Annotated in this window: 13 protein-coding genes; 2 read left to right on the top strand and 11 right to left on the bottom strand. The window is 72.4% G+C overall.

Features of this window, described 5'->3' with window-relative positions; genetic code table 11:
* Positions 1–306: 306 nt before the first annotated feature.
* From E1181_RS29760 to E1181_RS29745, 5 genes are all read right to left on the bottom strand, one after another.
* On the bottom strand, positions 307–1212 hold the full coding sequence (locus tag E1181_RS29760) for an RluA family pseudouridine synthase (RefSeq protein ID WP_132679738.1): 906 nt from the start codon (positions 1210–1212) through the stop codon (positions 307–309).
* A 23-nt stretch (positions 1213–1235) separates the two neighbouring features.
* Complete coding sequence (locus tag E1181_RS29755) at positions 1236–1715, bottom strand: GNAT family N-acetyltransferase (protein WP_235877148.1); 480 nt, start codon at positions 1713–1715, stop codon at positions 1236–1238.
* Between the two features lie 5 nt (positions 1716–1720).
* On the bottom strand, positions 1721–1885 hold the full coding sequence (locus E1181_RS31625) for a hypothetical protein (RefSeq protein WP_165939847.1): 165 nt from the start codon (positions 1883–1885) through the stop codon (positions 1721–1723).
* 131 nt (positions 1886–2016) lie between these two features.
* Positions 2017–3465, bottom strand: coding sequence for an MFS transporter (locus E1181_RS29750; RefSeq protein ID WP_132679737.1), 1449 nt, complete (start codon positions 3463–3465; stop codon positions 2017–2019).
* Positions 3466–3482: 17 nt separating this feature from the next.
* Positions 3483–4409: a U32 family peptidase gene (locus E1181_RS29745; protein WP_132679736.1), complete on the bottom strand. Its 927-nt coding sequence runs from the start codon at positions 4407–4409 to the stop codon at positions 3483–3485.
* A gap of 149 nt (positions 4410–4558) precedes the next feature.
* Here E1181_RS29745 and E1181_RS29740 point away from each other — a divergent pair, with 149 nt between their 5' ends.
* Positions 4559–5320, top strand: a complete 762-nt coding sequence (locus E1181_RS29740) for an IclR family transcriptional regulator (RefSeq protein WP_132679735.1) — start codon at positions 4559–4561, stop codon at positions 5318–5320.
* Between the two features lie 218 nt (positions 5321–5538).
* On the opposite strand, the gene E1181_RS29735 is transcribed toward E1181_RS29740, so the two are convergent.
* Positions 5539–5964, bottom strand: a complete 426-nt coding sequence (locus tag E1181_RS29735) for a universal stress protein (RefSeq protein WP_132679734.1) — start codon at positions 5962–5964, stop codon at positions 5539–5541.
* A 205-nt stretch (positions 5965–6169) separates the two neighbouring features.
* Between E1181_RS29735 and E1181_RS29730 the strand changes: the two genes are divergently transcribed.
* Positions 6170–7327, top strand: coding sequence for a S8 family peptidase (locus E1181_RS29730; protein WP_132679733.1), 1158 nt, complete (start codon positions 6170–6172; stop codon positions 7325–7327).
* Between the two features lie 22 nt (positions 7328–7349).
* Here the strand turns inward: E1181_RS29730 and E1181_RS29725 are convergent, their stop codons facing one another.
* From E1181_RS29725 to selA, 5 genes are all read right to left on the bottom strand, one after another.
* The gene (locus E1181_RS29725; protein ID WP_132679732.1) at positions 7350–7682 is read right to left on the bottom strand and encodes a hypothetical protein; all 333 of its coding nucleotides are present in this window, start codon (positions 7680–7682) and stop codon (positions 7350–7352) included.
* A gap of 73 nt (positions 7683–7755) precedes the next feature.
* Positions 7756–8736: a phytoene/squalene synthase family protein gene (locus E1181_RS29720; RefSeq protein ID WP_132679731.1), complete on the bottom strand. Its 981-nt coding sequence runs from the start codon at positions 8734–8736 to the stop codon at positions 7756–7758.
* Between the two features lie 290 nt (positions 8737–9026).
* On the bottom strand, positions 9027–9965 hold the full coding sequence (gene ku, locus E1181_RS29715) for a non-homologous end joining protein Ku (RefSeq protein ID WP_132679730.1): 939 nt from the start codon (positions 9963–9965) through the stop codon (positions 9027–9029).
* 64 nt (positions 9966–10029) lie between these two features.
* Positions 10030–11769: a selenocysteine-specific translation elongation factor gene (gene selB / locus E1181_RS29710; protein WP_132679729.1), complete on the bottom strand. Its 1740-nt coding sequence runs from the start codon at positions 11767–11769 to the stop codon at positions 10030–10032.
* Positions 11770–11778: 9 nt separating this feature from the next.
* Positions 11779–13062, bottom strand: coding sequence for an L-seryl-tRNA(Sec) selenium transferase (selA, locus tag E1181_RS29705; RefSeq protein ID WP_132679728.1), 1284 nt, complete (start codon positions 13060–13062; stop codon positions 11779–11781).
* Positions 13063–13097 lie beyond the last annotated feature (35 nt).

The raw sequence follows: 13097 nt of genomic DNA, 5'->3' as shown, positions 1-13097 counted from the left end.
CCCCCGAACACCCCGGAAATCAGCCCGCCGGGGTGAGCGTCGAGCTTCGGTGCAGGCGGTCCCGTCCCCAGCCGGGTTTCCCGATTTCAGTGGAAGTCCTCCCTCGGATTTCAGTGGAAATCGGAACCCGGATTTCCACTGAAATCCGGGAAGGGGGTGACCACCGCGCGTCTGGACGGTCCCGTACCCGGAATACCCCGGTAATCCGGTACCTGATTACCGGGGTATTCCGGGTACGGACGGGACCCCGGGTGATCCGGGTGCCGCATCGTCGTGGTGGGGAGGGGGTTGTTGTGGTGCGGGGTGTCAGGGCCAGTGGAGGGTTCGGTGGGAGTGGAAGTGGCGGTGTTCGCCGGTTCTGGGGTCGGGGAACTCCAGGGATCGGGCCAGGAGTCGGAGGGGGTTGGTGAAGTCCTCCGGGGACTTCGCGCGGACCTCGGGGTAGAGGTCGTCGCCGACGATGGGCAGGCCCAGGGAGTTGAGGTGGACGCGGAGCTGGTGGGTGCGGCCGGTGCGGGGGTGCAGGCGGTAGCGGGCGAGGTCGCCGCGGCGTTCGAGGAGTTCGACGCGGGTTTCGGCGTTCGGGACACCCGGTTCCTCGAAGGCGGCCAGCACGCCGCGGTGCTTGATGATCCGGCTGCGGACCGTGCGGGGCAGCGCCAGGTCCGGGTCGTAGCCCGCGATGGCCTCGTAGGTCTTGTCGACCCGCCGGTCGTGGAAGAGCGTTTGGTACGCGCCGCGCAGCGCCGGGTCGACCACGAACAGCACCAGACCGGCCGTGGCGCGGTCCAGGCGGTGCGCGGGGGAGAGGTCCGGCAGGTCCAGCTGCCTGCGCAGGCGGATGAGCGCGGTCTCGGTGATGTGCCCTCCGCGCGGAGTGGTGGCCAGGAAGTGCGGCTTGTCCACGACCAGGATCTCCTCGTCCCGGTGCAGGATCTCCAGCTCGAACGGCACCGGCGTCTCGGGTGCGACGTCGCGGTGGAACCACACGAAACCGCCCGGCCGGTACGGGGACTCGGGGGCCAGCGGACCGTCGTGGGTGACGAACCGGCCCGCGCGCAGCATCTCGTCGATGCGGTCCGCCGCCAGCTTGGGGATCCGCTCGACGAGGAAGTCCCGGGCGGTCGCCCACCGCCCGTCGGTGGGCAGGTGCAGCCGGACCGGGTCCAGGCCGTCGCGCTGGGGCAGCGGTGAGCGGAGCTTGCGGCGCATGGTCCGGCCAGCATAACCAGAGGTCACAGGTTCATCTTGTAGCCCTCGTGGGAGGCGGTGAAGCCGAGCCGGTCGTAGAAGCGCTGCGCGTCGGTGCGCGACTTGTCGGTGGTGAGCTGGACGAGCGAGCAGCCGCGCCGCCGGGACTCGTCGAGGGCCCACTCGAACAGCGCCGCGCCCAGCCCCCGGCTCCGCTCGGCGGAGCGCACCCGCACCGCCTCGATCTGGGCGCGCAACGCGCCCTGGCGCGCCAGCCCGGGGATGAACGTCAGCTGGAGGGTGCCGACCACGGCGCCGGCCGAGTCCTTCACCACGACCAGCAGCTGCGCGGGATCGGCGTCGATCGCCGCGAACGCCTCCCGGTACGGGGTGAGGTCGGCCACCGACTCCCGGCCCGAACCCAGCTCGTCGTCGACCAGCAACCCGACGAGCTCGGCGAGATCGTCGGACGACGCCCGGCAGACCTGGTACGTCGTCGATCCCACCAGGATCTCCTCGAACACGCGCCTCACCCCAGGAGCTTGGCGAGGAACCAGCCGACGCGGCTGACCTTGCGGATCTGCGGATTGCCCTCGATGCCGTGAATCTCCCACTGCTGGCCGCACTCCGGGCACCGGTACAACCCGATCTGGGTGGGCACCTCGCACGGATGGCCGCGCCGACCTCGTCTCATGACCCGATCACACCACATCCGCGCTGCGCGGTGCGGTGAAAAGAGCCGCTGAAACGGTGACTTTGTGCCTTACGGTGCGCATCGGCGCGTCCGTAGCTTCGGCGGGGTGAGTACGACACGAGGAGTTCGAATCAGTCGCGGCACTCGCAGGCCGGATCTTGGCACGCGTGGTTGAGCCCGGGCAGGGGAGGCGTCTCCACCCGGTCCCCGCGGTCGATGGTCAGCGCCGCGATCACCCCACCAGCGGCGCACATCACGGCCGAGATGTGCAGTGCGGTCGCGAACCCGGGCCCCAGCGGTGCGCCGTCACCGGTGCCCGCCAGCCCGGCGACGACCGGGAGCACCGCCACCGCCAGCAAACCGGCCAGGCGTGACACCGCGTTGTTGACCCCAGAGGCGACGCCGCCCCGCTCCGGTCCGACCGAGCCCAGCACGGCCGCGGTCAGCGGAGCGACGGTGATCGACAGACCCAGTCCGAACACCAGCACGCCCGGCAGCACCCCGCCGAGGTAGGTCGCACCGGCCTCGGCGCGGGTCAGCAGCCACAACCCGGCCGCGCAGGCGAACGGCCCGACCGTCATCGGCACGCGCGGGCCGGTGCGCTGCGCCAGCGCACCCACCCGGCCCGACAGCAACAGCATGATGATCGTGATCGGCAGCGTGGCGATGCCCGTCTCCAAGGCCGAGTACCCCATCGTCTGCTGCAGCTGCAACGACAGCAGGAACAGCGCGCCGCTGAGCGCCGCGTAGACCGTCAGCGTCACCAGGTTCGCGCCGGTGAACTGCGAGGACCGCAGCAGCGACAGCGGCAGCAATGGACTCGGGTGGCGCGCTTCCAGCCACGGGAACACCACGAGCGCGGTGACTCCGACCACCGCGGCCGTGGTGGAAGCGGTGTCCCACCCGGCGGTCGGGACCTCGATCAGCGCGTAGATCGTTCCGGCGAGCCCGACGGTGACCGCCACCGCGCCACCGATGTCCAGCCGTCCGGTCGCGTTCGGGTCGCGCGTCTCGGGGACGTGGCGGAGCGCGAGCATCGCCGCCGCGGCGATCGGCACGTTGATGAAGAACACCCACCGCCAGGACGCGGCGTCGACGAGCCACCCGCCCACGAACGGCCCGATCGCCGAGGACACACCGGTCAGCCCGGCCCAGCGGCCGACGGCCTCGCCGCGGTCGTCCGGGTCGATGGAGGCGTTGATCAGCGCCAGGCTGCCCGGGACCAGCAGCGCACCGCCGACGCCCTGCGCCAGCCGCGCGACGATCAGCGCCTCGCCCGTGGGCGCCAGCCCGCATCCCAGCGAAGCGAGGGTGAACACCACCAGCCCGACCGTGAACACGCGACGTCGGCCGTAGCGATCGCCGAGCGCGCCGCCGAGCAGCAGCAGCGCGCTCAAGGTGAGCAGGTAGGCATCCAGCACCCACTGCAGGACGCGCAGCCCGCCGCCGACGTCGCGGCCGATGGCCGGCAGCGCCACGTTGACCACGGAACCGTCGAGGAACGCCACCCCCGAACCGAGGATGGTGGCCAGCAGGATCCAGCGGCCGGAGCCGGAGCGGAGAGCGACGGCGGTGGACACGCGCCGACGATAGGCCGCTACCCGGACACGGGCACGGCCAGGCCCTCGGCGGGCAGCGTCGAGGCGATCGCGTCGGGGGAGTAGCGCGCGAGCAGCCCGAGGCCCAGCTGCGCACGACGCACCCGTTCGCGGCCCAGCGCGACGGCGGTGGGGGTGAGGTGGCTGCCGCTGGGGTAGATGTTCGGCGCGTTGCGCAGCCCGAACTTCACGTAGACCGGGGCCGCGACGCGCACGATCTCGGCGATCTCGAAGTGCCGGACGAATCCGCCCATGTCGTCGGGCGCCTCGATGTAGACGTCCAGCGGAAGGTCCGTGGCGGCCCGGATCGCCGCCAGCTGACCGAGGCTGAGATCGGTGGGCACGTTGTAGGTGTCGGCGCCCAGGTCCTCGGCGATGCGCACCGACGCCGGGTTCGCCAGGCCCATCTGAACGCTGATCTTGAACTGCAGGTCGGCGGGCAGGTCGCCGGCCTCGCGCATCGCGGAGGCGACCTTGAGCACGCCGAGGTCGGTGACGAGCACGCTGCGGATGCCGGATTCGGCCGTGCGGCGGATGTCCTCCAGCACGTGCACCAGCTGCTCGGTGCCGCGCGCCTGCGCGGCCACCGGCGCCCCGCCCGAGGACACCGCCATCGCGCTGGTGTCCCAGCCGGCCAGCGGCCGGGCGAACAGGCTCAGCTCGACCGACCGCGCCGCGGCGGTGGAGGCCATGGCGGCGAGTTCGTCGTCGGTGAGCAGCATGCCGCCGCTGCCTTGGGAGATCCGGTGCACCAGCACGCCGCGGGCGTCGGCCTCGGCGAGCACCGCGTCGAGCACCTCGGGGCCTTCGGTGCTGGGGATCTCCACCCGGTACTGGGCGCCGTCGGGAAATCTCTTCTCGCTGGTGGCCGCGGTGTCGTCGGTGGGCAGACCCAGGGATCGCAGGAAGTCACGTGTCTGGCGCACCTGTGAAATCTCCGTTCGATATTCCGAACAACGTTCGTAAAATCGTATGGTCGGAACGAAGTGAAGGTCAATACGTCGTCGATATCAGGTACGATGTTCGAAATATCGGTCAACTCGGGGTTGGCCTCGAAGCGGAAGGAGCGCCAGCGTTGGCACGAGCGGTACCGGCCGTGGAACGGGCATTCGACGTCCTCGAACTGTTCCTGGAGGCCGACGAACTCAGCGCGCCGGAGATCACCGCGCAGCTCGGGCTGCCGCGCACCACGGTGCACGAGCTGGTCGGCACGCTCAACGAGCGCGGCTATCTGATGCCCACCGGGCGCGCCACCAACAAGTACCGGTTGGGCGTGCGCAGCTTCCAACTGGGGTCGGCTTACGCCGAGCGGCTGGACCTGGCCCGGGAGGGGCAGCTGGTCGCGGAGGAGATCGCCGAGCGCTGCCAGGAGACCGTCCACGTGGGCGTGCGCGACGGTGCCGACGTCCTCTACGTCTCCAAGGTGGACAGCAGCCACCCGGTCCGGATGGTCTCGGCCGTCGGCCGCAGGCTCCCCGCGCACTGCACGGCGCTGGGCAAGACGCTGCTGGCCTCGCTCCCGCGCGCCGAGGTCGACGAGATCTACAGCGGCCACAAGCTCGACGCGATGACCGAGCACAGCATCACCAACCGCAAGACGCTGCGCAAGGAGCTCGACGAGATCGCCGAGGACGGCGTGGCCCGCGAGTACTGCGAGTCCAACGACTCCGTGGCCTGCGTGGCCGCGCCCGTGCGCGACACCAGCGGTGAGGTCGTCGCGGCCATGAGCATCTCGGTCCCAATCCTGCGCTGGAACGACGAGACCGAAGTCGCGCTGCGCGACCTCGTCCGGGACGGTGCCGCCGCCCTCTCAGAACGCCTGGGCCACACCGGCTGATCAGGGCTTCTGGGGGTTGCGGCGGAGCCGCTTTTTCAGGTGTGGGACTCAGCCCGTACCGCCGCGGGTTCGCCAGCGCCTTCGTGGCGAGTACGCCGGGACGCCGTGTATTGGCATACATCAGGAGCGGCGCACGGAGACCACGGAGGCGCTGTGCTTTCCCCTTCGGGGGTTTCCGCCACCCGCACCGCCAAGCAAAGTAACCACAGAAACAATCTCTAGCGCCGGACGATGACCACCGGGCACTTCGAGTGCAGCGCGGAGCGCTGGCTCACCGAGCCCAGCAGCGCGCCGTAGAAGCTGCCGTGACCCCTGCTGCCCACGACGAGCAGGTCGGCCTCGGCGGAGGCGTCGATGAGGGCCTGCGCGGCGTGGCCGTGCACGAGCTCGCGCTCGATGGTCACCTCCGGCGTGGCCCGCTTGAACTCCTCGACGGTGTCGTCCAGGCATTGCCGGGCGGAGTCCTCGAAGTCGTCGGGCGGCATCGGACCGCCTTCCCAGGAGTAGAACGCGGGGAACTCCCAGGCGCTGATCGCGCGCACCGTCGAACCGGTGAGCTTGGCCTGTTCCAGCGCCCAGCGCATCGCGCACTTCGAGGGTTCCGATCCGTCCACGCCGACGACGATCCTGCCGTGCTCCGTCATGACGACCTCCCGCGTTGGCCCTGCCTCCATGGAAGTACGGGAGCCTGATCCGCGTCCAGTCCGATGGTGTTGACACGGCGTGTCGACCCCGCCATCCCCGTATCGGGTAACACGAACGGGTTTAGGGGCCCGGAATCCGTTGTGATCGTCGATCTCGGTCGGTTACCGATGAGGCGCATCCGCGCCACGACCGACGAGGAGCGACATGACCTCCAGCCAGACCGGGCGATACCTGGTCCTGCTCGAAGACGACTCAACCATCATCGGCACCCGAGAGGTGACCCGCTTAACCGGGATCAACTGCGCCAACACCGCCGACGCGGCGGGCGCGGCACCGGGCGAGCTGTTCAGCTCCGCGGGCGGAATCGTGCTGCACCAACTCGGAATCGCCCTGATCGACGCCGACGAGGAGCAGTTCGCCAACCTGCAGCGCGCGGCGGGTGAGACCGGCCCGATCGCCGGGATCGAGGCCGAGCGCAGAGTTTTCGCCATCGGCGAGCCCACGCCGCCGCCGGAAGGCGAGTTCACCTGGGGACTTCAGGCGGTGCGCGCCGACGCCGCCGCGGCGACCGGAGCCGGAGTGCGGGTCGCCGTCCTCGACACCGGCCTGGACGAGCAGCACCCCGACTTCGCCGGCCGCGACATCGTCACCGGCGCGTTCGTCGAGGGTCAGAGCGCCCACGACGGCCACGGCCACGGCACCCACGTCATCGGCACCGCGTGCGGACCGCGCACCTCGCAGGCCGGACCCGGCTACGGCATCGCGCACGAGGCCAGCATCTACGCGGGCAAGGTCCTCGGCGACGACGGATCGGGCACCGACAGCGGGATCCTGTCGGGCATCGAGTGGGCGATCTCCAACGGCTGCTCGATCGTGTCCATGTCGCTGGGCTCGGCCACCGAACCCGGCGCGCCGTACTCGGAGGCGTTCGAGCGGGTCGCGCGTCGCGCGCTGGAGCGCGGGACGCTGATCATCGCCGCGGCCGGCAACGAGAGCCAGCGCTCGGCGGGCATCATCGCCCCGGTCGGCCACCCGGCCAACTGCCCGTCGGTGATGGCCGTGGGAGCGGTGGACTCGCAGATGCAGATCGCCGACTTCTCGTGCGGCACCGTCGACGAGGTCGGGCAGGTCGACCTGGCCGCGCCCGGCGTGGACGTCCACTCCAGCTGGCCCGGCGCCGAGCGCTACCGCAAGCTCAGCGGCACCAGCATGGCCACACCGCACGTCTCCGGCATCGCCGCGCTGCACGCGCAGCAGTCGCCGGACCGCGCGCGGGCGCTGTGGACGCGGTTGACCCAGTCGGCCCGCCGGTTGCCGCTGCCGGCCACCGACGTCGGCGCCGGGCTCGTGCAGGCGCCCTGACCAGGTGAGGCTGGGCGGCGGGTCAGTGCTCGCCGCCCAGCTCGTCCTCGATCGCCCGAGCCGCCGCCCGCGTGCAGTTGCCGAGGTCTTCGGCCGCGGCGGCGGCCTGGTCGAGCGCCACGTGCACGTCGGGCGGTTCGGTACCGCCACCGCCGCTGTCGGCCGCGAGCAGGTCGAGCTGCCGGGCCAGGCGGGCGCTGGCCGCGCTGAGGTCCAGCAGCGCATCGCGCGCCCTCGCCGCCTCCGCCGGTGTGCCCGCGATCGCGCGGGTTCCCTCGTGCAAGCGCTGACCGGCGACGGTGATCATGTCGGCGGTCGCGCTGACGTCCTGCCAACTCGTGGATCGTGCGCTCATCCTCGGACTCCCCGGTGTCGAACAGGCAGGCGGCGAAAGCCGGCCCGGTGCCTTGGTGCCGGGCAGCCCTCGACTACCCGCGAAGACCCGAGGTCAAGCCTCCGCGCACCGCCCGCGAGACCAGCACCACACCGGCTGCGCGCGCGGCCACGGCCAACCGGCGCGAGACGGGCACGGCGATGCGCCTGGCGAACACGTCGTAGCCGGAGGCGACCACGTGGTCGAGGATCTCCCCGTAGAGCACCGCCGCCGTGCGCACGCACGGACGCGACTCCGGGGCCAGCAGCGCGATCCCCGGCTCGGCGGCCCGGTAGTGCGCCCGGGCCCGCGCCACCTGGTCGGCCAGCGCGCGCCGCACCGGCCCGTCGGCCCGCCCGCGCGCGCGGCACCGCAGCAGCCGCTCCCGGTCCACGCCGAAGACCGCCAGTTCGTCGGCGGGCAGGTAGACGCGGCCCCGGTCCAGGTCCTCGCCGACGTCGCGCAGGAAGTTCGTCAGCTGGAACGCCACGCCCAGCGCGGCAGCGGCATCGCGCGCCTCCGCCGGTGGCCCGACCGTGCCCAGCACCGGCAGCAGCTGCAAGCCGATGACCGCGGCCGAGCCGTGGACGTAGCGCTCCAGGTCGGTGCGGGTGGGGTAGGAGGTGACGGTGAGGTCCATCCGCATCGAGGCCAGGAAGTCCTCGAACAGCACGGGATCGACCTGGTGGCGCTGCACGGTGTCGACCAGCGCGGCCAGCACCGGGTGGTCGCTGGTCCCCGACTTCAGCGCCAGGCGCAGCCGCTCCTCGAGCCGGTCGAGCCGTTCGGCCCGCAGCGCGGGGGAGTCCTCGCCCAGCTCGTCGACGATGTCGTCGACCCAGCGCGCGAAGCCGTAGAGCGCGTGCACCGCGGGCCGCCGATCCGGCGGCAGCAGGCGGGTCGCGAGGAAGTAGGTGCGCCCGTGCTCGGCGTTGAGCGCCCGCGAACGCAGGTAGGCGGGGTGCAGGGCGGGCGGTACGCCGGCGGAGTCGAGTTCACGGCGTGCTCCCACCGCCGACCAGGCACCCGCGTCCATGCGCTGAATCTCAGCACACCGCGGCCGGCCCGGTGCCGTCGGTAGCGCTGCTCGGTGAACCCCGTCACGTGCGGGGACCGCCGGGCACGACCCGCATCCACAGCAGGTGCGCCCGGCGGCTTTTCACACGCGGAATCCCCTCTGCTTCCCGCGCGCCCGTGGGCGGAGAACCAGGCTGCCCACGTGATCGGGACCGATCCGGGCGCGGGTCATGACGCAAGATCGCGGATCTTTTTCGTCCGCACCCACGACCTGCGGCGTTGCGCCTGGCACCACGGGTGGGGTGGTGGTCAGGACGCCCTGCGGGACCCCTGCCCGGCTTCGGCGACGGCCTGCTCGAGCTCGGCGCGCTTCATCTTCGACCGGCCCTTGATGCCCAACTGCTTGGCGCGGTCGTCGAGCTCGGCCTTGGTGAGCTCCGAGAGGTCCTCGGACGGAGCCGGCTTGCGGCCCTTGCGGGCCTCGTCGACGCTGCGGCGCAACGCCTCGGTGAGGTCGATGACGTCGGTGGGTTGCGGGGGAGCCTCGGCCGCCTGCACCTCACCGCCGCGCGCCTTCTCGGCCAGCAGCTCCTCGACGCGTTCGGTGTAGGTGTCGGAGTACTCCTCGGGCTGCCACTCACCGCTCATCGACTCGATGATCGTGGTGGCCATCTGGAGTTCCTTGTCCGTGGGCTTGGACTGCTCGGGCTGGTCGCCGACCAGGTCGGCCGGGTCGCGGATCTCGTCGGCGAAGTACAGCGTGTTCAGCGCGAGCACGTCGGAGTCCGCGCGCACCGCCGTCAGGTACTGCTTGCCGCGCAGCACGAACGTGGCGATCCCGGCTTGCCCGGTCTGCTCCATCGCGCTCCGCAGCAGGTTGTACGGCCGGTAGTGCTCCTTGGAGTTGGGCGCCAGCCAGTAGGTCTTCTGGAAGTGCACCGGGTCGATCTCGCCGAGGTCGACGAACGTGCTGATGTCGATGGTGCGCGACCGCCCCGGAGCGATCTCGTCGAGTTCGGACTGCTCGACGGTGATGATCCCGTCGCCGTGCTCGCGCCCCTTGACGATGTCGTTGTAGCCGACCTCCTCGCCGGTGGTCTCGTTGACCCGCTTGTAGCGGATCCGGTCGGTGGTCCCGCGCTGGTACTGGTGGAACTGGATCGTGTGGTCCTCGGTCGCCGCGTACAGCCCGACCGGAATGGTCACCAGGCCGAAGTTGATCGACCCGGTCCAGATCTTGCGCGGCATGGTGTGCCTCCCATCGCCCGGCGCCTGCTCCCACGATGCGGTGGCGGCCGCAAGATCGCAGGGCTCAGCGCACCAGGCGGTGGGTGCCGTCCGGGAGCCTGCGGGTGCGGCCGCGGCGAGCGAGCATCTCCAGCAAGGGAACCGCGACGCGGCGCGTGGTGTCCAGCGCCCGCTTGGCCTCGCTGAGGGTGAAGGGCTCGGGCAGTTCCGCCAGCCGGGGCAGCGCCGTGCGCTCGGCGTCGGGCAGCAGCGCCAGGCCGGGGCCCAGCCGCAGCAGCGCGCCGGTGCGCTCGGCGGCGGCGAGCTCGCGATCGCCGATGCCGAGTTCGGCCAGCTCCTCGGCGGTGGGTGCGCGGAACGGGTGCTCCCGCAGCCCGCTGCGGACCGCTTCCACGGCGCGCGCGACCCGGTCGGGCAGGGCGGTGGTGCCGTCGGTGAGCAGACCGGCCGCCAGGTGCAGGCTCGCTTCGGCGGCGATGCCGGGCAGCAGCGCCGGATCCGGGAGGTCCAGCGCGCGGGCAGCCGCGCCGGAGGGCATGCCCTCGTGCAGCGGGCGCGCTCGCCGGTGCTCGGCGAACACCTCGCGCAGCCTCGCGGCGAGCTCGGCCCGGTGCTGCTCGGACACCAGCCACGGACCTGCCGTCGGCGGTTCGGCGCCCATCGCGGCGAGGTCGTCGGCCCGCGCGATGCCGCGTCGTCGCAGCTCGTCGGCCCAGTCCGGGGTTCCGTCCATTCCGGCGAGGACGTCGGCGCGCAGCCGGGCCGCGCCTCGGCGGCGCAGCGGAGGAGGCCGCACGTCCAGGACGGTGACCCCGGCGCGCACCCGGTGCCCGCCGGGGTCGCGCAGCAGCGCGCGATCGCCGATCCGCAGCGGCAACGCCTCCCGCAACGTCAGCCGCGCGGTGTCGATGCCCAGCGGGCGGACCCGTGCGGGCACGGCCGCGGAACCGATGTGCAGCACCAGGTCTCGCGGCACGTCCGCCGTCGGGTGCAGGCGCACGTCGAGGACGTCGGTGGTCAGCCAGCGGCCCGGGGTGATGAGGGCGTGGCCGCGGCGGACCTGGTCGAGGTCCACTCCGCGCAGGTTCACCGCCACCCGCGCGGGCGCGGAGATCGACTGCTCGGCGGAACCCAGCGCGTGCAGCGCCCGCACCGGGGCGTCCAGCCCGGACGGGGTGATGGCCAGCTGGTCCCCGACGCGCACTTCGCCGCCCTGCAGCGTTCCGGTCACGACCGTGCCCGCGCCTCGGATGACGAAGGCGCGGTCGATCCACAGCCGCACGTCGGCGTCGGCGTCGGCGGGCGGAAGCTGGTGCAGCATCGCGTCCAGGGCCTCGGCGAGGTCGTCGAAACCGGCTCCGGTGCGGCCGCTGACCAGCACCGGCGGGATCTCCTCCAGGCTCGTCCCGCGCAGCCGGCGCCGGGCCTGCTCCAGCGCGGGTCGGGGGTCGGCGAGGTCGCTGCGGGTGATGACCAGCAGCCCGTCGGAGACCCCCAGGGCGTTCAGCGCGTCGAGGTGCTCGTCGGACTGCGGCATCCAGCCCTCGTCGGCGGCGACCACGAACAGCACCGCGGGCGCCGGGCCGACCCCGGCGAGCATGTTCGGCACGAACCGCTCGTGACCCGGCACGTCGACGAACGCCACCGAGCAGCCGTCGGCCAGCTCCGTCCAGGCGAAGCCCAGGTCGAGCGTCAGGCCCCGGCGGCGTTCCTCCGCCCACCGGTCGGGTTCCATGCCGGTGAGCCGCCGGATCAGCGTGGACTTGCCGTGGTCGACGTGTCCGGCCGTGGCCACCACGCGCATGGGCACCTCCTAGTGCGCGGCCAGCACCGCGCGCCGCAACGCCTCGTCGTCGTCCGGGTCGAGGGCGAACAGGTCCAGCAGGCACCGGTTGCGCTCCACGCGCGCCATCACCGGCGGTTCGCCGAGCCGCAGCTGCTTGGCGAACCGCGCGGGCAGCGCCACCGCCGCGCTTGACAGCACCACCCCGGGCGCGCCACCGCCGCCGACGCTGGCGCCGGAGTCGACCGCCTCGGCGGGAACCCCGGCCGCCGCCAGCGAATCCGCCAGGGCCGCAGCGCGTTCGGCCAGGCCGGAGCGGTGCAGGGCCTCGGCGACCGGCGGGCGAGGTCCGCGCACGGTGGCCTCCAGCGCGGCCAACGTCAACTTGTCGACTCGCAGCGCGCGAGCCAGGGGGTGGCGGCGCAACCGGTGCACGACGTCCGCGCGGCCGAGCAGCAGACCGCACTGCGGGCCGCCGAGGAGCTTGTCGCCGCTGGCGATGACCAGGTCCGCGCCGTCGGCCAGCGTTGTGGCAGCGTCCGGTTCGCCGGGCAGCGCCGGATCCGGCCGCAGCAGTCCCGAACCGATGTCGGCCACCACCGGCACGGCGAGCTCGCGCAGCTCGGCCACCCCGACCTCGGCGGTGAAACCGCTGATCACGAAGTTCGACGGATGGATCTTGAGCGCGAAACCGGTGTCGGCGCCCAGCGCCTGCCGGTAGTCGTCGAGCCGAACCCGGTTGGTCGTGCCGACTTCGCGCAGCCGCGCGCCGGTGGAGGTGAGCAGTTCGGGGATGCGGAACCCGTCACCGATCTCGACCATCTCGCCGCGCGCCAGGACGATCTCCCGGTCGGCCGCCAGCGCGGTGGCCGCCAGGGCCAGCGCCGCCGCGCCGTTGTTCACCAGGTGCGCGTCCTCGGCTCCGGGCACGGCGTCCAGCAGCGCCTCGACGGCCGAGGCCCCGCGACGGCCCCGGTCGCCGGTGTCGAGGTCCAGTTCCACGTCGGTGGTGCCCGCCGCCACCTGGAGCGCTTCGCGCGCCGCGCGGGACAGCGGCGCCCGCCCGAGGTTGGTGTGCAGCAGCACGCCGGTCGCGTTGATCACAGGTCGCATCCCGGATGCCGAACGAGGCAGCGCGGCAAGCGTTTCCGTCACGACGCCCTCCGGATCCAGCAACCCGTCCCGCGCCCGCTGCGCCACTTCCCGGACGGTCCGGACGACCAGCTGGTGCCCCAGGCGCTCCACCGCCGCGGCCACGCCCGGATCGGACAGCACGCGGTCGGTCCCCGGAACAGCACGCCGCCGATCACCCATGCCCCCCACCATAGGAAGCCGCCCACCTCCCCGCC

This window comes from Saccharopolyspora terrae (assembly GCF_004348435.1).
Classification (GTDB): Bacteria; Actinomycetota; Actinomycetes; order Mycobacteriales; family Pseudonocardiaceae; genus Saccharopolyspora; species Saccharopolyspora endophytica.
The sequence above is the reverse complement of the archived record's forward strand: the minus strand, read 5'-3'. Positions and strand labels throughout refer to the sequence as shown.